Source organism: Chelativorans multitrophicus (genome assembly GCF_011317445.1).
GTDB classification, from domain to species: domain Bacteria; phylum Pseudomonadota; class Alphaproteobacteria; order Rhizobiales; family Rhizobiaceae; genus Chelativorans; species Chelativorans multitrophicus.
Genome location: NZ_JAAAPL010000001.1, coordinates 1,782,123 through 1,805,567, shown reverse-complemented (window position 1 = coordinate 1,805,567; position 23,445 = coordinate 1,782,123). Strand labels below are relative to the sequence as shown.

The window sequence follows — 23,445 nt, the reverse complement described above, 5'->3', positions numbered from 1 at the left end:
CTCGCCATGAAGCCGGATCGCGTCGTCATCATCAATGACCGGTCCGCTGCGGTGGGTGGAGCCTCCAACCTCTCGCTCCTCCTTCGCACATCCCTTCAGGAGAAGGGTGTGCCCGTTACCTTTTTTGCAGGCGATCAAGCCAGTCCGGCTGCCTCTGGTGCCGACACGATCAATTTGAACGGGCTGCATTTGCTCGAGCAAAGCAGGTTAGCAGCTTTTGCCGCGGGCATTTACAACAGCTCCGCATACGCCGCGCTCGAGCAGTTCATCCGTTCGTCCGACACGACCTCCACCATCTATCACGTGCATGGATGGTCGAAGATCCTTTCGCCGGCAATCTTTCGTGCGCTGGGCTCCGTGCGCCAGCGCGTGGTGCTCCACGCACACGACTATTTCCTGGTCTGCCCGAACGGAGGCTTCGTCAATTATCCGGGGTTGTCTGTATGCAATCTCAGGCCGATGTCTATGGCTTGCTTGACGACCCAATGCGACAAGCGCGGTTTCCACCAGAAGCTTTGGCGCTCGGCAAGGCACGCGGTGCGCCAGGCAGTCTTCGATATCCGCGCCAAGTCCGCGCATATCGTGCTGGTGCATGAGGGGATGCGACGTTATTTCGACCTCGCGGGCGTGGCGGGGGAGCATATCGTCACAGTCCGCAACCCCGTTGAACCATTTCTCCCGGAGCCAGCCGAGCCGGCAAGCTCCAGCGATTTCTTCTTCATCGGCCGGCTGGAGCCTGAAAAAGGTTTCGAGGACGCGGCCCGTGCCGCGCGCATGGCTGGCGTTCCGCTTCAAGTTATTGGAGATGGCGCCGGGCGCGGCCTGCTGAACAGGGACTATCCGGAGATCGTCCTGCACGGGTGGAAAAAACGTGAGGAGATTATCCCGCTTATCAAGCGCGCGCGCGCCGTTGTCATCTCCTCGCGCGTGCCGGAGCCGTTCGGCCTTGCCGCGCTGGAGGCGCTCGGGAGCGGAATCCCCGTAATTCTGCCAGCCGAGGCGCTGCTCAGCAATGAGATCGTCGAAGCGGGATGCGGACTGAGCTTCAAGGCGGGAGATGTGCAAGGCCTTTCCAATGCCATGCGCCGCCTGGCTTCAGACGACAGCCACGTGCGCCGTATGGGGCGCATCGGCTTCTGCGCAGCCCCCCATATGGGTAACACCGCAAAGGGATGGGCCGACGCCCTGATGACGCTCTATGCCTCGGTTCTGGAGCGATCGCGCTTGACTCTCCACTAGCGGATGAGATGCGCTTCGACGCGATTAACACTTTCGTGCTGGAAGGCGGAAAGAGGCGGCGGTGGGTCAGCGCCGTGGGGTGGATGAATGATAAGAGGAGTACGGAACCTGTCAAAGCGCATCGAAATATCTGTAGCAATACCCCAATAGAATTATAGGCGCGCAAACAGGCCCGAGATAATATTTTTGCTAGAAGCTGACGTATGGTCGGCGGGGAAAATATTGGGGATCAACTATGCTTTCTGCGCTGGAAGGCGCGGTTCGTGACTCAGTTCGCTCACGTAACCGGCAAAGACGAAGTATTATAGACATTATAAAGAAAGTCTTTGATTTCGTATTCTCAATTTGTGCGCTTCTGTTTCTTTTTCCTGTGATAGCTGTCATATGCATTCTTCTTTTCATTCAGGATGGATCGCCGCTTATCTATAGCCATAAGCGGATTGGCAGATATGGCCGGGAATTCGATTGCCTAAAGTTTCGCACCATGCGCCGAGATGCCGACCGGAGCCTGCAGGAATTTCTCTGCGCTAACGAGGCCGCGCGCCGCGAATGGGAGATGAACCGCAAGCTGCGAGACGATCCGCGGGTGCACTCCATGGGCCGTTTCCTCCGAATGACCAGCCTCGACGAAATTCCGCAGTTCGTGAATGTGCTCAGGGGCGAGATGAGCATTGTCGGCCCTCGCCCGGTCGTGGAGGAAGAGCTCGCGCGCTATGGCGAGCGTGCGCACTGCTATTTGATGCTGACGCCGGGGATCACCGGCCTGTGGCAAGTATCGGGCCGCAACGATACGTCTTATGACGATCGCGTCGAACTGGACGCCCGCTATTATGCGACACGCTCCCTGGCGCTGGATTTCAAAATCATCTGGCGAACCGTCGGCGTGCTTCTGTTCGATCGGAACGGCTGCTGATCGCGTTATCGGAGCCAAGCGATGAGAATGACGATCCAGATGGCGAGGCAGAACAAGATGACGAGCCACCAGGCGATGGCCCTGACGCTGAAGGATTTAATCGGCCACGCGGGGAAGAGTCGTTCCAGAAGGGTTTCCTTGCCAGCGTCTCGCGCCATCCGCTCAGGATCCGTTCGCCAGTGGAGGGGAGGGCGCATCGCTCCCGGAAACCATGCTTGCCCAGGCGGCAAGCCATCGTGCTTCACATCTGGCGTCACGCAGCGTCATGCGGCGGTTTTCCGAAGCTTTCCTGCGGCTGGCAATGTCGAATCACCAGCAATCTGCAAGGGAATCTAGCGGATGAAAGGGCAACCGTGAATATGGAGATGCAAGCCACTGGCGAGGATGTTGATAAGCAGCGGGCGCGGGGGTGAAAATGTCGGGTAAGACGGAGCGGCTGGAAGGCGCGCGAGCGCCGGGAAGACGGTTTTCACTCCGTATTCCCTCGATCGTCGGCAGCGGCCTTTGGGCGCTGTCGGCAAAGCTGGTGACCCAGGTTTGCCAGCTTGCGGCCTTCATCATTGCAGCCCATGTGCTTACTCCCGCGCAATTCGGCCTTTTTGCCTTCTGCTCCGCCATCGCAATCCTCCTCGTTATGCTCGCAGAAGGTGGATGGGCGGAATTCGTCATGAGGTCTTCCGAAGGCGAAGCTCATCTCGACCAGATCGCTGGCATGTCGCTCGCAAGCGGTCTCTTTTTCATGATTGTCGGTCTTCTCACCGCCGGCGTTCTGCATGGCGCGTTCGGCAAAAGCTGGGAGGCGTTCCTGCTGGCGCTCTTTTCGTGCTGGATCCTGCCGGCCGCGCTCACCACCGTCTATGACGGCGTTCTTGTGCAGCAGGGAAAACTGAAACGGCAGGCGATGATCCGGATCACCGCCGAGCTGGCCGGCCTTGCCCTAATCGTGTTCGGCCTCAGGGAAGGCTGGAATGTCTTCGCCCTTGCGGCCGGGCGGCTCGCAATGCAGATGGTTCTCCTCTCAGGTTCCGTTGCGGCGATTGGGTTCGTGGGGCTTGCCAGGCCATCCCGGACAGTTTTGCGCGAGGTCCTGCATTTCTCTCAGCAGATTATCTTCAATCGTCTGATCGTCTTCTTCCGCTCCTATTCGGGAACGCTTGCCGTCGGCGGTTTTCTCGGCCTTACGGAGGCTGGCTATTATCGGGCCGCGGAGCGCATAGTAGCTGCCTTTTCGGAACTTGTCGGCGAACCGGCACGGTTGCTCGGCTGGGTGCTCTTCCGTCGCGCCAAGGAACGGCAAGAAAAGGCGGCGGACCACGAGGACCTCGTTCGAAACGCCGGCGCGAGTTTCTTTCCTGTCCTCATCGCGGTTGCTGCGCCGGTTTATCTTGGGCTGGCGGTGGTATCGGAAAGCTTCGTGGAAGTGGCTCTCGGGGAGGCATGGAAACCGGCTGCGCTGCTGGTTGGTGTGCTCGCGGCAAAACAGCTGCTGCTTGTCACCAGTTATCCGACGGAGCCCTTGCTGGCGGTCCGAGGCAAACTCAAAGCTCTAGCACCGATATCGCTTTTCAATGCGCTGGTCTCAGTGGGACTCATAATCCTGCTCTCGCCTTTTGGCGTGGTTGCGGTGGCTCTCGGGCAGTGCGTGGCCGCAGCCATCGCGCTGGCCACCTCCATTTGGGTGCAGCAGCGCCACGGGGGGCTGAATTGGTGGGAGATCGCAAGGAACAGCGCGCTCCTGCTCTTTGCGCTCGGAGCAATGCTCGTCGCCATCCTCTATCTTGGCCGGGTCACCAGTTTCTTCGAGTTGCGGCCTACATTCGTCTTCCTCCTGCAGGTGGGGGTGGGTGCGATCACCTATCTCGCAGCGGTTTTCGCCCTCTGGAGGTTCGCGGGCTTGGCATGGCTGCATTGGCCGACGAGGAGCATCGATGATCCGATCTAATGTTCTTGCTCGCCCGCGGACGTTTTCTAAAATCGCGGTGGCGACGCTTCGCTCAACGCTTCTCCCATTGCGTCTAGTCCGGGGGCGACTTCGTTATCTCGCGCCCGTTCCCCGCCGCTTCTCAGGCGCTTACGCTTCCTATGCGCAGGCGCTTGCGGCGGCCCAAAGAAGCGGGATTGCCGGATACGATCACGAGGACGTGGCGGACGTAGCCTTCGAGCGGATGTGCGAGGTCGCGCCATGGGACTATCCCGTGCTTTTCTGGATGCAGCGGCTATCCGGCGAAATTTCCTCGCTGGTGGATGCAGGCGGGCACATGGGCACCAAATACCGCGCCTTCCAGAACCTTTTGCCCATAGCTCCGGAACTACGCTGGACGGTCTACGACCTGCCGGCCATCGTGCGGGCAGGCCGCCAGCGTGCGGAAAGGGACGGGCTCGAAAATCTCCGGTTCGTCGACCAGGTGGAGAATTCAGGAGCCGTGGACCTGTTCCTGGGTTCAGGCCTCCTCCAATATCTCGATGTTTCCTTTCCGGATCTCCTGGGCAGGCTTCCCCAGTTGCCGCGTCACGTCATCCTCAACAAGGTGGCGCTGCGCCGGGGGCGCACCGTCGTTACACTGGAAAAGATCGGTAGGGCCCTTGTTCCCTATCAGATCAGGAACGAGGCCTCTTTTCTCGCGGAAATCGAGGCTCTCGGCTATGCGCTTGTCGACCGGTGGAAAATCCCCTCGCTTTCGCATGTGATCGAAACGCATCCCGAACTGGGCGCAAGCAGCAGCGAAGGGTTTTATTTCCGGCTTTAAACCGTTTCCATTCGCGCCGGCGTCCTGGGCGAGCGGGTGAACCGGCCTTTCAGATGATCGGCAAGACGGATGGAGAGCGCTACGATCATCAGCGTGGGATTGGCATGCCCCGGGGTCGGAAAGACCGAGCTGCCAGCCACATACAGCCCTTCGATCCCATGAACGCAGGCATTCTCGTCAACCACGCTCGTTGCCGGGTCGGTTCCCATGCGCGTCGTACCGGCCGGATGCGCCATGTCGCTGAAGGAAGCGGCAGTGGGATCGTTGCGGGCAATCCAGCCGGCGAGCTGGGGCTGCGGCAGGCCAACACGGTTGAATTCCTCCGACATCAATTGGGCAAGCCGCATGATGCTTGTCCCCTCCCGTCCCGATATTTTCCAGTCAACGCGTGGGAGCGGAACGCCCAGCACATCTCGGCGCGCGGAAAGTGTGACGCGGCTTTCAGGATCGGGCTGCTGCTCCACCATGACATCGAAGCGGAGTCCATCGAGCTTGCGCGGCAGAGCCCGCTTCTGGATGAGCCGGCGATAGAGGCCTGTCGCAAGGAGATCCGGCGATGAAAGCACGTTCAAGGCATGCCGAAAACGGCCGCTACGACGAAAGCGCTTGAGCGCAATCCACGGATCGTCCTCCGCCAGTTCCTGAACGGGATAAGCCGCGCAGTTGAGCAGGCCCTCGCGCTCCTGCAGCCGCGGACTGAGCGCCAGCCCTCGCAAATAAAAGCGGGCGGGCCGGCCCTCAGCAAGGCCGAAGAAGCCGAAATGCCGGGCGACTGCCGCGGCCCCTCGCTTGTCGAAACGAGCAATGACCGTCCGGGGGTGGTCGGCCAGGTAGCGCCCGACCACATCCCGTTCGTTGCCGATGCCTGAGGCGAGCAGGAGGCGCGCGTTTTCAATGCCGCCGGCGCAGAGCACCACGACCTGTGCCTGAACCACAGCGTGGTTCCCATGAAGCGTGCGCATCTCGAGCGAAAAGGGCGCGTGGCCCCTTTTGTCGACTTTGACGCGCGTTACCGTTGCGTTGGTCACGGTATCGACATTGACGGCTTCCAATCGCTTGAATTCCTCGCGGAAGCGTAGCGGTTCGCCCCGGCGTTCGCGCGAGTGGCTGAACTGCCAAAAGAACGGCCGGAGAAGGTTCCGGTCGAGGCCGAGCTTCACGGGCGGCGATCGAAGCAGGCGGTCTAGGCCCTCGTCGTAAATGTTGGGCCCCAGATTGAGCAGCGCCGCGGCGCGGTCCAGCGCGTCCGACAGGGATCTGCGATCAATTGGCCAGCCGGAATTGGGCACCCAGGGACGCTCGGCAAAATCGATCTCGTCGAAGGCCGCGCATTTGCCGATCCAGGTATGGGTGCTGCCGCCGATCAGGCGGTTGCGAAGCTCGAAGGCGGGGATCTCATTTAGCCAGGAAAGCTCGTCCGAATAACCGCGTCCGAGCGCTGCTGCGCCGCGGTCCACCGGCTCACCGATATTTTCGACTTCGTTGAGGGCCTGAATGTCCGGTTCAAAATCACGGCCGCCGCTTTCGAGGACGAGCACGCGGATTCTTGTGCCGGCGAGTTCCCGCGCTATTGTCAGCCCTGCTGGCCCGGCTCCGATAATGGCGAGATCGGCCTGGAGGAGCTGTCCCGCAGGCATGGACCGCAGATCAAGGATTTTCATGCTCCGTCCCGCCATTTGCGTTTTGGCGATAGTAACAAAGAACATCTTTCTGCCGAACTTAGCCGAATTCCCTACAGGGAGAGGCTTTATAGTCTTTTCGGCCAACTGAATTAGAGCGGGTGGAAAGTGGATTATATCATAGGCTTATTTGAATAAATCTCGCCCGAGAAATAGTCTTGGAAATCGAAAATTGGTTGGGAATTGGGGGGCTTCGTCGGGAGAACTTTCGCTCGGCGGCCTTTCTCGTTTCAGATTCGGGATGTCCGGGATGGCAAAGGTCGGTTTGCGGGAGTGGTTTGCGGTCGGGCGGGTTATCGCATCCGGGCACCTGGCGCGGTATAGCGGCGTGGGTGAAGGACCGCTAACGCGATTTGAGGCGGATTATTCGGAGAAATTCGGTGTCAAGCACACGCTCGCCGTGAGCAGCGGCACCGCCGCACTCATCTCGGCGCTCGCTGCGGCGGGCGTAGGGCCGGGCGACGAGGTTCTGGTGCCCGCCTATACCTGGATCGCCACCGCGGCCGCGCCGCTGGCGGTCGGCGCCGTTCCGGTGCTTGTCGATATCGACCAGACGCTGACCATTGATCCCGCGGACATCCTGCGCAAGATCACGCCGCGCACGCGCGCTATCCTGCCGGTGCATATGGCGAATATGGTCTGCGACATGGATCGGATCATGGAGATCGCCCGTGAGCGTGGGCTTCTCGTGATCGAGGATGCCTGTCAGGCGGTCGGTGTCACATATAAGGGCCGGCGGGTGGGCACCATCGGAGATATCGGCGCCTACAGCTTCAACCAGTTCAAGAACATGAACGTCGGCGAGGGTGGGGCGGTCGTCACAAATGAGGACCGGTATTACGTCCGCGCCCGTATGTATCACGATGTCGGTTCCATCTTTCGCGGTCACCTCGATAATGAAAACGAGCCGCATTTCTTCGGGGTCAATTTCAAGGCCAGCCAAATTCAGGGTGCCATGCTCAACGTCCAGCTCGCCAAGCTCGATCCAATGCTGGCTCGCATGCGGGCTCGCTATCGGTTGATGACCCGGGTGCTGGCGGCCTCGTCCGCATTCAGGATCGGTCCGCATAACGATGTCGAGAATGCCGTCGGACTGCATGTGATCTTCAATACAGCGGAAGAGGCCGCAGATTTTGCGGCCCGGAACAAGCGCGGCGTCTACCGGCTCTACGATTCAAGCCGGCACGTTTATACGAACTGGCTGCCGGTGCTTGAGCAGCGCGCGGCCCATCCTGAAATGAACCCGTTCGCATGGGCCTCACGGAAAGTCGAATATGCGCCGGATATGTGCGCGCGCACGCTCGACATCCTGCAGCGCAGCTGCCGCATCAGCCTCGGCGAAAACTATCCTCTGCCGCTTGTGGCTTATGTCGCCCGGCGGCTCGCCAGCGGTGGCGAGGCAGCAAGGCAGGTGTCCTATGCGGTATAGCCCCGTCACGATCGGACCGGACGTCATCGATCTCTGGAGATGGCCTCTCGATGTCATTGCCGGTGAACTGCCGCGATATGTGGAGGCGCTGAGCGATACGGAATTCGCCCGTGCCGGCCGATTTCTGCAGGAACGTGATCGACTGCGTTTTCTGGTAGGGCGCGGACGGCTTCGGGAGATCCTGGCGCGTTATCTCGGTCTTCCCGCCAAGCGGCTCGTCTTCACCTATAATGCTTTCGGCAAGCCGCGTCTTGCGGGTGCAAAACCGCCGCTTCACTTCAATCTCAGCCATTCCGGCGGTATGGCAGTGCTTGCGGTGTCGGACCGGTATCAGGTGGGCGTGGATATCGAGCAGGCGCTTCCTCTGAAGGAAGACGTAGCGCAGCATTTCTTTTCTCCCGCCGAGCAGCAGGCGCTCGGGACCCTGCCGCCGAGCGAATACCTAGAGGCGTTCTATCGTTGCTGGACACGCAAGGAAGCCTTTGTGAAGGCCCATGGCGCCGGCCTTTCGCTTCCGCTCGACGCGTTCGACGTATCCATAGATGACGCCAGCGAGCCCAAGCTCCTGAGGCTGGAAGGCGACCCTCGGGCGCCGCTTCGGTGGCGGCTGGCCGAGATTGCAATGCCCTACGGGTATATCGGGGCGGTGGCGGCATCGACGGGCGGCAACAGGATTTGGTTGCGCTATCGCTCTGTCACCGAGGATCAAAACGGAAGCGAGTGGCCCGAGCCTCTGCGCCCGCTGCGCCGGGCACCGCCGTTGGCCGACGATCACCTGTTTAACCGCGCATCCAGGATGTAGCGCCCGCCGCTGGCATCGAAGTGGTGGCAGCCTATGAGGCCCGGTTTGAAGTCGGGCAGTATGGTCCTGATGCAGCGCTCCCGATAGGTCTCCCGCGTAAGCTCCTCGATCTCCATGATATTGAGACCGTAGCCGTAGATGCCATAGGCATTGTTCTGCGAGGGCCTGAAAAGCCGGCCATGACGGGAAAAGACGCGGCCCGCATTGCGCGCCACAGTGCTGCCGATCACGACAGGATTGCGACGATGAGGCTCGATGCGTGAAAGGGAGGGCCCGTCGACTTCGAAGGCGTAAAGCTCGCTGCAATGATCCTCGAAGGCGTGGTGGTCCGAAAGATTGGTGAGCAGCCACCACTTGTTCCGATGACGGAAAAGCGTGCTGTCGGCAGCGGAGCAGCCTTCCATGGCGGTGGCATGAAGCTCCCATTCGAGAGGAAATTTCACGCAGCGCCAGATTTCGATCCGCTTTTGCTGATGAGTCTCCGGCATCAGGAAGATTTCCCCTTTGCTTTGGAAAACAAAAGGAAAGGAGAGGTGGCCGTCGCCTCTTAGCGCGATACCCAGCGGCTCTATCGTGCCCTGCTTCAGCCTGCCTACCGCGATATGGGCTTTGCTGTCGCCCACCGCATAATTCTCATAGAACACATAGAAGCGCCCGTTACGATTGAAGAGAAAGGGATCCGCCTTGATCGAGTTTCGCGCCGGCGGCAACTCCGTGCTCGTGCCCGGCTCAAAGTCCTCGACAGTTCCCTCGCCGGCGTAAAGCGTCCATACCGCCGCCTGCCAGCCCGCCTTTCTCATCAATTCCCATCTCAGGCGCGTGGCGGCGGCGCGTGCAAATCCGGCAATGTAACGCCCCACCTCGGCTTTTCCGGGCGATGCAGCGGGTTCGGGAGGTATCGGCTTTGTGGCAAGCTGGCGCGTGTCGGCCAGCCGCCGCAATTCCCTCATGATGAGAAAGACCGATTTTTCCTTGAGGAAAGCCGCACTTCGCGCTGCGCTGAATTTCGGGTTGAATGAAGCGGAATCGATTTCCTGCGGCGGTCGCTTGGATCCGCGCCGCGCATAAATCGATAGGCTTATCGTCGGCGCGTTGCTGGCCACCTCGGAAAAGCCGCACCATTCGGCTTCACCCGATTGCAAGTCGGCGACGTTTGGTGCCCATTCCCCAAAGGGAAGCTCAGCGACGATGTCGTCCGCCAGGCCTTCGGGAATCGTGCGCAGGACAAGATCAAGCCGCAGCCGCTCCAATATGCCTGGCGGCAGATCTGGTTTCCGGTCCGATGCCCGCCTGGTGAGGCGGATGATTTCGATGCGCTCGCGAGTATGCGCGAAATAGGTTGGGGTATAAGGCGGCAGGCGGGCGAACAGACGTCGATCTATATGGGCGACGAACTTGAAAAGAGCCGTCGCTTTTGTGCTGAAAGGGCGAGGATTGACCAGCAAAGCCACAAGCTCGAAGCGAGGATCTGCCAGCAGCCGATCGAGAAGCTGCAACTCCCATGGAGCGAGGCCCTTTTCCCGACCAACGAGCACGGCAATACGCAATGGCGATTTCCCGTTCGGGTTTGTCCATTCCACAAAGGGCTGGACATAGAGCCGGTTGGACACGTTCACATCAGTCTCCCGCTGCAAGGCGTTTCGACAGAACCGCCGCCAGACCGTCTATGCCCGCATTGGTCAGCGAATCCTCGTGCCAGCCATCAATGTCATGGACCGCGGAATCCTCGCGGATGAGACCGCGCCAGCCGAAGAGGAGCTTTCGTGCCCTCTTATGGTGGGCTCGGCTGCGGAAAAGGAGAACCTCTTCCTCCATGACGGGCCGAAGCTCGTATCCTCTCGATGCATCCACGAGAAGCTGCGTGACGGATTCGGTAAGCAGCTCTTCCTGCGTCAATTCTCCAGCTTTGCTGAAACGTTGCAGAAGCTTCTGGGAGGCATTGAATTCCTTGAGGTAATCGACGAGCTTGATGCGCCCGCGCAGCAGCTTTCCGGTGAAATAGAATGCGCGCTTGATGCGTGTCTCCATCTTCCAGCGCGCCTGGCGCATGCGTGGCAGCGAGCGGAAATAACCAGGCGCCCAGCTGTCTATGATGGCCACGCATAGAACCTGGTTGCCGAGGGTGCGAAGCTGCCTCGCCATTTCGATGGCGAGAATACCGTTCACGCATAGTCCCACCAGCGCGACCGGACCGGAATCCGCGCGAAAATCCATCGCGCGTATGGCATCGGCCACGATCTCTTCCAGCGGCTGATTGCGGATTTCCTCATTGAGCTCGGCGCCGAACATATGGAGGTTCACTACAGCCGGGCCCTCGGCCAATGAGTTGGCCATGTGGTAGTAGAGAAGCGGATGATTCAGCGTGTAAACCGTGCAGTCGCCACTTCCCTCACGATAGACGGATTTTTCCCAGTAACGGGAACGGGCGCCACCCGCTTGTGCCGGCGAAGGCTCCGGCTCCGATATCGGCGCTTCGTCGCCGAAGGATGCTCGGCAAAAGGCGGACAGTGTGGGCGCTCTGAAGAGCAGGGCCAGGTCCGGCTTGGTTCCGAACGTCTCGCGCATGGCGGAGAACATGCGCAGGGCCAGAAGCGAATGTCCGCCAAGGGCAAAGAAATCGTCGGAGCCCTTGACCTGTTCAACACCCAGAACGTCCGCCCAGATCTTCGCAAGTTCCTGCTCGCGAGCGGGTGCAGCTTCAACGTTTGGGATTGGTTTGGAAACGGGGTGCTCCCTCGCCGGGCGTGGACCCGGCGAGGGAGCCTTCAGCGCCGACCGATCGAGATCCCCTGCGGGGGTGCGAGGGAATGCGAGCAGCACGCTGATACCGTCCGGCATGTCCTTTGGCGACAGCCGGGTGGAGAGATAGGTCATGAGCTCTTCCGGAAGCGCTTCCAGGGGTCGCGCCAGGGCGGGAGACGGCGATACGAAGGCATATGCGCCGTTGCCGGCGGTATCTATCGCGACAGCTTCGGCCACGTCCGAGTGACCGGCCAGCGCCGCCTCCAGAAGGCCGAGCCGGCCCGAGGCGGCCGCAACCGGACCGCGCCTTGCGCTGGCAGGCGTGCCGAAGGACGCCAACGTGCCTTCCGGGTTTGCGAGCGCCGTCTCGTAGGTCTCCTGCCAGAGACGCAGCAATTCCTTCGCGGTGGCAGTATCGAACAGATCCATGTTGTATTCGACGGACATGCGCCAGCCACCGGGCCTGCCGATCATGATGAAGTTTAGGTCGTAGATCACGCCGGGCGATTGGGAGGGCGAGCTGATGAGTTCGAATCCGCCGTAGCGCGCATCTTCGAGAAATGCCTTCTGCTGGTTGAAATTGATCGAGACCAGCGGATTGCGCGCGGGATCGCGCACCGGATTTATGAGCTCGACGAGATTGTTGAATGGCATTCTTTGATGATTTAGCGCCGCTTCGACCGTGTCGCTTACGCTGCGCACGTGGTCGGCGTAGGGCCGCTCGCTGGTGACGTCGAAGCGCAGCACCAGATTGTTGATGAATACGCCGATGAGGTTCTCGAGATCGACATCCTCACGCCCGGCGATCTGCGTTCCGAAGAGAATTTGCCGCTCGCCGGAAAAGCGCTGAAGTGCGGCGCTGATGACCGCAGCGCCATAGCTGAACAGCGAGACTTGCAGGCCACGGGCGGCCTGGTCTATGCGCTCGCTGAACTCCGGCGGCATGGCGGCGGAAACAATATCGCCGCGATTTGTCTTGATGGCGCCGCGCGGGCGATCTGGGCGGATCTCGAAATAGGGAGCGCCGGCCAACTGCCTGCTCCAGTAATCCTTCTCCGCTTCGAACCCGTAGCTCTGCCGGTATTCGGCCTGCCAGAGCGCAAAATCTCCGTATTGCAATGGAAGCTCGGGCAAATTCGGCGTCCTGCCGGCATCCAGTGCGGAAGCGATTTCGCCCACTTCGCGGCCGAGCACGCGGATGGACCAGCCATCGAAGCAAGTCTGGTGCGCGGTGATCAAGATCAGCCCGCGATTGTTTTCGACGATGAGGAAGGTGACGCGGAAGAGCCCGGGTTCCCGCAGATCGAAGGGCACCGCCGCCGTTTCCCGGCTGATGGATTGGACACGCTCGTCGCGCTGGGACTCGGGGACATTCCTCAGGTCGATGACCGACATGCGGAAGTCGACGCTCTCAACGACCTGCTGAACGGGCCGGCCACCCATATCGATGAAGCGTGTTCTCAGTATTTCGTGGCGATGAATGACCTGCCGGAAAGCCTCTTCAATGGACGAAGTCTTGAAATTGCCGCGGATCTCCCAGCGCACGGCAACATTCAAGGCGGGATTGCCTGGCTTGAGCTGATCAAGGAACCAGCAGCGAAGCTGGGTCTGCGTGCAGGGAAACTCGGCGATGACCTTGTGTTCGCTCTGCGGGCGCAGGCCGGCCGGATCTGTTCTGTTCATGTGAGCCTCTCAAGCCGGCGGCGCGCGCCGTGTCGGAAATCGCGTAGCGAGGGGATCGGAGCCACCGCGCCGTTGGCCGCGGCATTGCCCTGCTCCTCGGCAAAACCGGCCAGGCCCGCGACAGTTGGATGGCGCATGAGGTGCTTGGCTTCCAGCGGCAGGCCGTCATCCATCATGCGGGCGGCGATGCGGAAGATGCTGAGCGAATCCGCTCCCAGCGCGTAGAGATTGTCATGGATGCCTATCTCGCCGACCTGCAGAACTTCCTGCCAGATGACGGACAGCTTCTGTTCCATGGGCGTGCGTGGTTTGATGCGGACAGGGGCGGCGCTGTGGCGCTGCGGAACGCCGCGTTCTTCCAGCGTCTTCCGGTCCAATTTGCCGTTCGCCGTCTTGGGGAGATCTGCTGTCGCGACCCAGAAGCTCGGAACCATGTGGGCGGGCAGATGCTCCTTGGCATGGGTTGATAGCTCGTCAGGTGAAAGCTCCTGACCGTCCGGCACAAAATGGCAGACGAGCTGCCTATCGCCGTTCTTGTTGCGAGCGGCCACCACCGCGCATTGCCGGATACCAGCCTTCTTGCCGATCACGGCTTCGATCTCGCCAAGCTCGATCCGGAAACCGCGGAGCTTTATCTGGTTGTCGCGGCGGCCATGGAGCTGAAGCGTTCCATCGGGTAGCCTGCGGCCGACATCGCCGGTCTTGTAGAGACGGCGGGGCAGGCCGTCCCCAATCCTGACCGAGCGGAAGGCGGCTTGGGTGAGATCCAGCCGGTCGAAATAGCCGTTCGCAAGGCCTTCTCCGCCGATGTAAAGCTCGCCGGTCACGCCGACAGGCGCGATGCGGTCATGCCCATCCAGGATGTAGAGCTGCGTGTTGGCGATTGGGCGGCCGATATGGATCGGGTCGTCGGCATTCACTATGCGGGCAACGGATGACCAGATGGTCGTCTCCGTCGGCCCGTACATGTTCCACAGCTCTCCGCCGATCGTGAGCAGTTTCCGGGCAAGATCCTTCGGCAGCGGCTCGCCACCGCAGAGCATCTTGAGTTTGGGTTGATTGGAAAGACCAGCCTCCACCAGCATCTGCCAGAGTGTCGGTGTTGCCTGCAGGACGTTTGCGCCGCTGGCCCTGAGCAGCTTTACCAGGGCAAAGCCGTCCTGCACCTCGGTGCGGTTGGCGATGACCACCCGCCCTCCCATGATGAGCGGCAGGTAAAGCTCCAATCCCGCTATGTCGAAGGAGATGGTTGTTACGGCCAGCAATGTATCTTCAGAGGAGAAGCCAGGCTCCATTGCCATAGAGCTGAGGAAATTCACCAGTGCCCGGTGGGAAATCTCCACGCCCTTAGGCGTGCCCGTTGAGCCGGAGGTGAAGATCACATAGGCGGGTGCTTCGGTATCGAGGAGCTGCAGGTCGAGCGGACGCGAATCCTGCCGGGCGATCTCCTCGCTTTCCGTGTCCATCCGGATGACGCTCGTGTCTGGCTCGCCAAGCTTTCCAATCTCCCCGCTTGCACAGATCACGCCTGAAACGCGGGCGGTCTTCATAGTCTGGGCCAGGCGGGCAGGGGGATGGCCGGGGTCCAGCGGCACATAGGTATGCCCCGCCTTCATGATCGCCAGCAACGCTACGAGCATATCTATGGAGCGGTCGAGCGCGAGCGCGACGCGAAGGCCAGGCATCGAGAGCTTTGTCTGGAGATGGCGAGCAAGCTGGTTGCTCCTGGCTTCCAGCGCGCCGTAGGTGATCGACTTGCCCTCATGCACGGCAGCAATCGCCTTCGGCTGTTCCGCTGCCTTTGCCGCGAAAAGCTCGAACATGAACCGGTCTCGCTCGTAGTCCGCGTCGGTCTCATTGAGCTCTTCGATCAGCCAGCGCATCTCGTTTTCGGAGAGGATGGGAAGATCGGCGATCTTCGCGCCCATGCCATCGGCCAGCACCGACACAAGTATCGTGAAATGGCCCAGCCAGCGCTCTATGGTCGCGCGATCGAACACGTCGCCGTTGTAGTCGATGTCGATGCGTATCCCGTCGTTCCCCTCCACCATGTTGAGGAACATGTCGAAGTTGGAGAAAGCCTTGGGATTCGGAGTGACCTTGGCCGACAGCCCCTTGAAGACGGCATTGCGGGCGACCCGTTCGAGATTGAACTGGATCTCGGTGAGCGGCAGCCGGCTGGGGTCGCGCTTCAGGCCGAGCTTTCGCACCAAGGTGCCATAGGTGTAGTCCTGATGCTCGAAGGCCTGAAGCACGAGCTGCTGGGTTTGGCGAAGGTGCTCTTCGAATCTGGCCTCGGCATCGATCTGCTGCCGGATCGGCAGGAGATTAACGCAGTGACCGACCAGCGTCTGGTCGGGAACGAGGCTCTGACCGGCCGATGGAATGGCGATGATGATATCGGTGCTGCCCGACAGCCGCGATATCATTACCTGCAGCGCTCCCAGAAGCGTGGAGAACAAGGTGGCGCCGCTCTTTGCTCCGGCCATTTTGAGCCGTTTGTAGACATCCTTCTCTACAAAGGCGGTGCAGGTGCCGCCGGCGAAAGTCCGCTGCTCCGGCCGCGGCCGATCGGTTGGCATCTCCGGCAGCTCGGGGATCGTCTCGAACTGCTTGAGCCAGAATTCCTCAGTCGCGGGTTGCGCCTCCCGTGCTGCGACGTCGTCCGCATAGGCGGCGAAGGAGAGCGCCGGTGGAAGGTCGGGCGTCCTCCCGTCGCAAAGAGCCGTGTAGGCAGACGCCAACTCCTCCAGGATCACATTCGCCGACCAGCCGTCGCAGACGATATGGTGCGCCGTGAAGATTAAGACGTGCCGGTCCTGCGCAAGGCTTAGGAGCCGGGCGCGTGCGAGAGGTCCGTTCGCCAGGTCGAAGGGTGTCGAGGCCTCCTCGGCTACGATCTCTTCAAGTGCCGCTTCAGGCGTGTTGTTGTGAGTCAAATCAATGGTTTCGAGCGGAATCCTGAAATCAGGAATCATCTCGAAACGGTCCCCCGCCCGCGAGAAACGGATGTGAAGCGCATCGTGGCGGGCAACCACCATTTCGATCGCCTGGACGAAAATCTCTTTGTCGAGAGTCCCTTGGAGGTTGAGGCTGAAAGATTCGTTGAAAGAGCAGGAGGCTTCGTCTCCTGCCTGGGCGGCCAGCCAGATCTCTTTCTGGGACTCCGTCAGCCCGGCCGAGGTGATGACATTTTCTGCCGCAGGGCGCGCGACCGGTGCGGGTTGCGGGGAGGCGCGCTCTCCGGCAGGAGCGAGAATCCCGACGCGCTGGAGCGCGTCCAAAGTCTCCCTGAACACTTCGGCGATCCGCCGGAAATCTTCTTCCGCATGGGCGGTTGTGAGGAAGCAGGGATACCCATCCTGGATATGAAGGCCCAGCATCCGCGCCTTTGGATAAAAGAGCATTCCCAGGGGGTCGCGGCTGCTGAAATCCGTTACGAACCAGCTTGAATAATGGTTGATGCAGCCCTCGATGCCGCGCGCCGCCAAATCGGCGCTGAGCTCATCGACGAGGAGCTTCGTGCGGTCGGCGATACGAGTGTAGAGAGCTTGCCCGTCGCCCTCTAAGTGCCGCAGCACCGCCTTGGCTGCCGCGAGCACCAGCGGGTGGCGCACGAAGGTGCCGGCGAAGAAGGTCGGCGCCACCATGGGAGCGGAATCGTCCCCATAATTCCATCTGCCGCCGTCGAGCGCGTCCATGAAGCGGCTGTCTCCTGCCAGGACGCCGATGGGCATTCCACCGCCCAGCACCTTGCCGTAGGTCGCCATGTCTCCCCGGATGCCCCAGACGGCCTGGATGCCGCCCGGATGCACCCGGAACCCTGTAACGACCTCGTCGAAGACAAGGGCGAATTCGCGCTCATTCGCGATCTGCCGCAGCTCCCGGACGAATTCGACGGGCCGCAACTCCGGGTGCCGGCTCTGGACCGGCTCGATAATGACCGCCGCCACGTCCTCGGCATTGGCGCGAATCCAATCGAGGCTTTCGGAGCTGCCGTAGGAAAGAACGGTCATGTTGGAAAGCGAGCTCGGGGGGATGCCCGGCGCGATCGGCAGCGCCACGGGCGAGCCGTTGCGGGTCCTGCCCTTTACCAGCACCTCATCGAACTGGCCGTGGTAATCGTTGCCGAAGACGACGATTTTCTCGCGCCCGGTCACAGCACGGGCCACGCGCATCGCAGCCATCACGGCTTCCGAGCCGGTGTTGCAGAAAGTCACGCGCTCGTGGCCGGTCATCTTGCTGATGAGGTCGGCCACCTCGCCGGCAAGCGGCGTCTGCGGGCCGATGGCAAAGCCCTTCTCCGTTTGAGCCCTGATCGCATCGACGACGAAATCGGGGGCATGGCCAAAGGCGGTTTGGCCCATGCCGTTGACCAGGTCGATATACTCGTTGCCATCGATGTCCCAGATGCGCGAGCCCTTGGAACGATCGGAGACGATCGGGAAAACAAGTTCCTTCCATTCGGGCCGGAAGCCCGCGGCTGTGCGGGGGTCAGCCAGTCGGCTGCGATGTGCTGCCGTGAAGGCCTTGGAGCGGGCATTCCGCGCCGCATAGCTCTCGGCGAGATCGGCGATAAATTTCCGCTTTTCAGGCGAAAGCTCTCCATCGCTGGCGCGCGCGCCCGGCTTGTGGAGGCGGAGACGCTCGCCGCCGATTTCCCGGTCCGCCATCTTCGCAGGTACAGAAGATGGGGGAAGGGCAGCAGGAGCCTGCGCGGTTGGAGCGGGAAGTTCTTCTGGCGGTTGAGCGGCCTGTGCCCCGCCCATCGCCTGGAGCGCCTGGATCTGCTGTGCAAAGAGCTGCTGCATCATCAGCATCTGCGATTGGAAGATCGCGTCAACCGCGCCGGCGGTAGGCGGCGGGGCGGTAATTGCCTGTTGCTGCCTCGCCGGAGACGAAACCGCTTGGCCAGGCCCTTGCGCCGTTTGGGCAGGCAGCGGCTGTTGCACCGCCTCGGGCGGCATTTCCTTATCCAGGTGCCGCGCCAGGGCGGAAACGGAAGGAATGTTTCCCAGCAGTTCGCGGAAGGAGAGCTTTACCTTGTATTCCTTCTCAATCTTCTGCGCGAACTGGCCGATGAAAAGCGAGTCGAAGCCCAGCTCCAGGAAGGTGGCGCAGAGGGCGTCCGGCGTCATCTCCTCTCCCGACATCTCCGCAAGCCGTGCAAGCAGTGCATTTTCAAGCTTTTCAATCCTGCTCGGCGAAGGAGCGGGTGTCACAGCGTTCATTGGTGTGTTTCCAAAAGAGGGGGTTGGATAAGGCGGACCGTCTTGGGAAGCGGCCTGCCCCGTGGGGGATGCTTCGACGTTTGGTATTGCCCTGCGGATTGGCGGCGGAGGATCGATCCAATGCCGCCTGCGCTCGAACGGGTAGGTCGGGAGGGGTACGCGCCGCCGAGCCTCAGCGGGCAGGGCTGGCCATTCCAGCGTGCAGCCGGCAACCCACAGCCGCGCATGCGCTTCAGCGAAGGCGGATGCAGCCTGCGAAGCCCGATCATGCTCGGGCAGGGATTGGATTACGGCAGCAAGATCGCTCCGGCCGATCGTCTGCGCGGCGAAGGTCGAGAGCGTGCGGCCGGGGCCGACCTCCAGGAGCGCCGGTTTCCGGTCGCGGCAGACGGTGACAAGCCCTTCCGCAAAACGGACGGCATCGCGGCAGTGCCGCGCCCAGTATTCGGGCGAGGTGCCAAGCTCGTCCGTCTGCCACTCCCCGGTCAAGCAGGAGATGTAGGGGATTGTTGCCCGGCCGTAGGCAATTTTATCCGTTTGCTCCCGCAAGGCGGCCGCCGCCTCATTCATCATGGCCGAGTGGAAGGCGTGGGAGGTATGGAGGCGGCTGAAGGCGATATCGGCAGCTTCCAGCTTCTTGCAGATGACGTCCGCAGCCTCGAAAGTACCGGAGACGACGCAGAGTTTCGGGGCGTTGATGGCGGCGATCTCGACGCCATCATCGAGGAAATCCCTCACCGTCTCAGCATCGGCCCGGACGGAGATCATTGCTCCCTTCGGTTGCTCCTGCATGAGCTGGCCCCTGGCCGCGACCAGAAGCAGCGCGTCATCGAAGGTCATCACATTGGCAAGCGTGGCGGCGACGAATTCCCCGACGCTGTGGCCTATCATGGCGTCAGGCTTCAGGCCCCGGCTCATCCAGAGGCGCGCCGCCGCATATTCGACGAGGTAAAGGGCAGGCTGCGTGATACGGGTATCCTTGAGCGCGGCCGAAAGTTCCTCGCCCTGCACGTTGTTCCGGCAGAGAAACTTGCGGATGTCTATTCCCGCCTGTTCCTCCAGCAACCGCGCGCCGTGGTCGATCCAGCGGGCGTATTCGGGCTCTCGTTCATAAAGGCCGAGGCCCATGCCGACATATTGTGCCCCCTGACCTGGAAACATGAAGACGACCGGTGGTGATGTCTCGGTGGCCTTGCCGGTAATCGGACGCTCACCTTCAAGCCCGGCAATTGCCTCCTCGATATTCCCTGCGATCACCGCCGCGCGATGCGAGAAATGGTGCCGTCCGTGCTGGAGCGTGTGGGCAACTGCGGCGATCGGCATATGCGGACCGCTTTTCAGCATTGCCGCCAGATTCCGCCGCGCAGCCCGAAGAGATGATTCATTGCGGGCCGATAAAGGTATGATGAAGCTGGAGTTTTCTTCTTTTTCTTCTTCTTGAAGGTCGGGTGAAGGTGGAGCTTCTTCAGCCACAAGGTGAGCATTGGTGCCGCCTACACCGAAAGAGCTTATGCCTGCCCGGCGCGGATGATCCTGGGCCGGCCAGTCATGCAATTCGCGCGGAATGTAGAAAGGGCTATCTTCAAGCTTGATGCGAGGATTAGGATTTTGGAAATTCGCCATCGGCGGAATCTTTGCATGCTTTAGCGCATGCACCGCTTTAATAAGCCCCGTGACGCCGGCAGCCGCGTCGAGATGCCCCAAATTGCCTTTGACCGAACCCAGCGCGCAGACGCTTTGCCCCATCGATGCATCGCCGAACGCCTTTCTCAGGCCGGCGAACTCGATAGGGTCGCCGAGCGGCGTGGCCGTGCCGTGGCACTCGATATAGCCAATGGTGCCAGGATCAATGCCGGCGCTGGCGTGCGCGGCGGAAATCGCTTCCGCCTGGCCGTCGACGCTTGGGGCCGTGTAGCCAACCTTGCTCGACCCGTCGTTGTTGACGCCGTAGCCGAGGATCACTGCATGGATGTGATCGCCGTCCTTTAGCGCGTCTTCCATGCGTTTCAACAGCACGACACCGGCGCCGCTGCCGAAGACGGTGCCTCCCGCGTCGGCATCGAAGGGACGGCAAAAGCCGTCCTGCGAGACCATTCCACCTTCCTGGTGAATATAGCCGCGCTTTTGCGGGAAGGTGATCGAAACGCCCCCGGCCAGCGCCATATCGCAGGCATAGGTAAGCAGGTTCTGGCAAGCCTGTGCGACCGCAAGCAGAGAGGTTGAGCAGGCAGATTGAATGGTGAAGGCAGGCCCGCGCAAATCGAGCTTATAGGCTACGCGGGTGGCAAGCGTGTCGTTGATCGCGCCAATCAGCTCGGAGAACATGCCGACCTGGTAGTTGGAGGCAAAAGCCTCCGCCTTTTCGCGGTCCGACAGTACATTGTTGATCAAGTAGGTGCTGAGCGCGGAGCCGGCGAAGACGCCCACTTGGCCCGGCAGCGAATAGGGGTCATAGCCCGCGCCTTCGATCGCCTCCCAGCATATTTCCAGGAATACCCGGAACTGGGGGTCGATGAGTGCTGTCTCGCGCGGATACATGCCGAAGAATTCGGCATCGAACAGGTCGACGTCATCAAGGTATGGCCTGGCCGGCACATAATCCTTTGAGGCGCGGACAGCGTCTTCGAACGCGTCTTCCAGCTCCTCCGGCCGGAAGTGGGCGAAGGCGTGCTTGCCCTTGCTCACGAGATCCCAAAGTGCGTCTACCGAGGGCGCACCGGGAAAGCGGCCGGACATGCCTACGATAGCGATCCGTCCCACATTCTCGTCGATGGCGGCGATGTCCGGTAGAACGGATTGGGTCATGGAGCGCTCCGGCGGAAATGCGCGATGCTGCTTCTGCGGAGGTCCGCGCGCGAACGGGCGGCGGCTGTAATTTCAGCGTCGGCTCTCGCATTGTCGAGGCGGGCTGCGAGCGCGCGGACGGTGGGATGCTGGAACACCTCCACCACATCCACCTTTCTGCCGATTGCCTCTTCAACCGCCGCATGAACACGCATGAGTTGGAGAGAGGTGCCGCCCAGGTCGAAGAAATTCTGGTCGAGCCCGATTGCCGCTCGTCCGAGCACCTGCTCCCAGATGCTGCGCAGAACCGCTTCCGTGCCAGCCGCGGGCGTGATCGACTGTGGCGCGGCATCCGGCTGCGGCGGCGGAAGCTTGGAGCGATCGATCTTGCCCGCCTGATTCATCGGAAACTCTTCGAGCACGATCGCGCTGCTGGGGATCATGTGCTTGGGGAGGACCCTCCGCAGCGTCGAGAGGATCATTCCTGCGAATTCTTCCTTCGAGGCCGGAAAAGGCGGGTGCGGCTTTAGATAGGCCACGATCCGCTTGATGCTCTGGTCTTCGCGGCAGATGACCACTGCATCGGCCAGCCGCGGATCTCGCCGCAGCGCCGCCTCGATTTCATCGAGCTCGATGCGTTTGCCGTCGATCTTGATCTGCCGGTCGCGGCGGCCGCGAAAATGCAGCAGTCCGTTCGCGTCCATCACCGCGAGGTCGCCCGTAAGATAGCAGCGGACCGAGCCTTCACCGGCGGTGTCGATGGTGACGAAACGCTCGTTGGTGAGCGCGGGGCGATTGAGGTAACCGATGGCCAGCCCGTCGCCGGAAACCGCGAGTTGTCCTTCCGTCCCTACCGGCAGTTCGTTAAGTTCCTCGTCAAGGATATGGATATGGCTATGCGCGATGCTGTGGCCTATGGGGATTTCGTCTCCCGCAAAGTCCGGGGGGATCGTGTAGGCGGACGCCATCACAGTCACTTCGGTCGGGCCGTAGGCATTGGTAAGAAGGCAGCCGGGATTGGCGCGTAGAAAGCGCCGTGCATGATCGGCCGATGCCACCTCTCCGCCGAAAAGGACGTGTCTCAGCGAGGGAAAACCTTCGCGCCTGTAGTCAACGAGCAGGTGGAAGAGGCCGGTCGTCAACAGCATGACCGTCACTCGCTTCCGCTCGATCGTTTCAGCGATGCGCTGGAGCGATAAGGTTTGGTCGCCGATCCCCACCAGCTTGCAGCCGTTGAGCAGAGCGCCCCAGATCTCGAATGTCGCTGCGTCGAAAGAGATGGTGGCCGTGTGCAGCACCACATCGCTCGGCTCGAAGCGGATATAATTCTGCTCGCGCACAAGCCTCGCTACGCCCCTGTGGGGAATGATCACACCCTTAGGCCGCCCGGTGGAGCCAGAGGTGTACATCACATAGGCAGCATCACCGCCTTCGACCGTGGGCAAATCGGAAGAATGACGTTGCGCTGAGCGGGTAAGGAGAGCACCCAAACTGGAAACGGCATGCCATCGTTCAATCTCCCGGATCGCTGGCGTTTCCTTGCCGTCAGTGAGGATTGTTTTGGGGCGGCAGTCATCCGCCATATAGCGTAGGTGCTCAACGGGATAGGCCGGATCGAAAGGCGCGTATGCGGCACCCGCCTTGAGGATCGCAAGTATAGCTAGGACCGTTTCGAGCGATCGCGGCAGGAGCAGGCCGACAGTATCTCCCTTCTTCACGCCGAGCATCGCGAGTTCCAAGGCCAAGGCAGAAGAGAGCTGGTTCAGTTCTCCATAGGTGAGCCGGTCTTCCCCGAACTCGACGGCAATTGCATCCGGTCTCGCGATTGCATGCTGGGCAACCTGGTCATGCAGATTGCTGTCCCGGTCATACCCGCCGGAGGGTCGAGCCTGTGCCAAAGCGGGTGACGCGGGTGCTTCACTCCCGCGTCGCGGCATAGGCTCGAGTTGTCGTTCTCTCATAATCATTCCAGCACCCTTGCCGGGGCGGCTTGCGCCAGCTTCCGAAAATGCCAGAAAGCCCCCTTCGTAGCGGCACAGCTCGTTTTAATTCAAAGACTTCGGAGGGATTTCCCCACGCCGTGCATGCAAAGGATTTCACGCAGGATGGAAAAGAAACAGATGTTCATCCGGATGAGCATTGCCTGACCGGAAGCTGTATGCCGCGGACGAGGTAGGCCCTTCGGCGAAGAGGAGT

At 61.1% G+C, this 23,445-nt stretch carries 12 protein-coding genes; 6 read left to right on the top strand and 6 right to left on the bottom strand.

Annotated elements, in window-relative coordinates:
* Positions 1-6: 6 nt before the first annotated feature.
* On the top strand, positions 7-1,239 hold the full coding sequence (locus tag GNP00_RS08655) for a glycosyltransferase family 4 protein (RefSeq protein WP_011581915.1): 1,233 nt from the start codon (positions 7-9) through the stop codon (positions 1,237-1,239).
* A gap of 235 nt (positions 1,240-1,474) precedes the next feature.
* Positions 1,475-2,152: a sugar transferase gene (locus tag GNP00_RS08650; protein WP_011581914.1), complete on the top strand. Its 678-nt coding sequence runs from the start codon at positions 1,475-1,477 to the stop codon at positions 2,150-2,152.
* 5 nt (positions 2,153-2,157) lie between these two features.
* Here GNP00_RS08650 and GNP00_RS08645 read toward each other — a convergent pair whose 3' ends face one another.
* Positions 2,158-2,310 (bottom strand): hypothetical protein, encoded by a 153-nt coding sequence (locus GNP00_RS08645; RefSeq protein ID WP_166015928.1) that lies wholly within the window; start codon positions 2,308-2,310, stop codon positions 2,158-2,160.
* Between the two features lie 257 nt (positions 2,311-2,567).
* Between GNP00_RS08645 and GNP00_RS08640 the strand changes: the two genes are divergently transcribed.
* Complete coding sequence (locus GNP00_RS08640) at positions 2,568-4,094, top strand: oligosaccharide flippase family protein (RefSeq protein ID WP_166015925.1); 1,527 nt, start codon at positions 2,568-2,570, stop codon at positions 4,092-4,094.
* The gene (locus tag GNP00_RS08635) at positions 4,081-4,899 is read left to right on the top strand and encodes a methyltransferase, TIGR04325 family (protein ID WP_011581911.1); all 819 of its coding nucleotides are present in this window, start codon (positions 4,081-4,083) and stop codon (positions 4,897-4,899) included. Before GNP00_RS08640 ends, GNP00_RS08635 begins: the two co-directional genes overlap by 14 nt.
* Here GNP00_RS08635 and GNP00_RS08630 read toward each other — a convergent pair.
* On the bottom strand, positions 4,896-6,560 hold the full coding sequence (locus GNP00_RS08630) for a GMC oxidoreductase (protein ID WP_011581910.1): 1,665 nt from the start codon (positions 6,558-6,560) through the stop codon (positions 4,896-4,898). The two genes, GNP00_RS08635 and GNP00_RS08630, sit on opposite strands and share 4 nt — an antisense overlap.
* A 268-nt stretch (positions 6,561-6,828) precedes the next feature.
* Between GNP00_RS08630 and GNP00_RS08625 the strand changes: the two genes are divergently transcribed.
* Both GNP00_RS08625 and GNP00_RS08620 read left to right on the top strand, forming a co-directional pair.
* Positions 6,829-8,007, top strand: coding sequence for a DegT/DnrJ/EryC1/StrS family aminotransferase (locus tag GNP00_RS08625; protein WP_011581909.1), 1,179 nt, complete (start codon positions 6,829-6,831; stop codon positions 8,005-8,007).
* Positions 7,997-8,809, top strand: a complete 813-nt coding sequence (locus tag GNP00_RS08620; protein WP_011581908.1) for a 4'-phosphopantetheinyl transferase family protein — start codon at positions 7,997-7,999, stop codon at positions 8,807-8,809. Before GNP00_RS08625 ends, GNP00_RS08620 begins: the two co-directional genes overlap by 11 nt.
* Here the strand turns inward: GNP00_RS08620 and GNP00_RS08615 are convergent.
* The 4 genes from GNP00_RS08615 to GNP00_RS08600 are packed head-to-tail and all read right to left on the bottom strand — an operon-like array spanning position 8,779 to position 23,210.
* Positions 8,779-10,425 (bottom strand): glucosamine inositolphosphorylceramide transferase family protein, encoded by a 1,647-nt coding sequence (locus tag GNP00_RS08615; RefSeq protein ID WP_343034313.1) that lies wholly within the window; start codon positions 10,423-10,425, stop codon positions 8,779-8,781. The genes GNP00_RS08620 and GNP00_RS08615 overlap by 31 nt on opposite strands.
* A gap of 1 nt (position 10,426) precedes the next feature.
* The gene (locus tag GNP00_RS08610; protein ID WP_011581906.1) at positions 10,427-13,234 is read right to left on the bottom strand and encodes a condensation domain-containing protein; all 2,808 of its coding nucleotides are present in this window, start codon (positions 13,232-13,234) and stop codon (positions 10,427-10,429) included.
* Entirely contained in the window at positions 13,231-21,270 is an 8,040-nt protein-coding gene (locus tag GNP00_RS08605; RefSeq protein WP_011581905.1) for a hybrid non-ribosomal peptide synthetase/type I polyketide synthase, read from the bottom strand. Before GNP00_RS08605 ends, GNP00_RS08610 begins: the two co-directional genes overlap by 4 nt.
* Positions 21,267-23,210 carry a non-ribosomal peptide synthetase gene (locus GNP00_RS08600; RefSeq protein WP_246263709.1) on the bottom strand — a complete coding sequence of 648 codons (1,944 nt, stop codon included), beginning with the start codon at positions 23,208-23,210 and terminating at the stop codon, positions 21,267-21,269. Before GNP00_RS08600 ends, GNP00_RS08605 begins: the two co-directional genes overlap by 4 nt.
* Positions 23,211-23,445 lie beyond the last annotated feature (235 nt).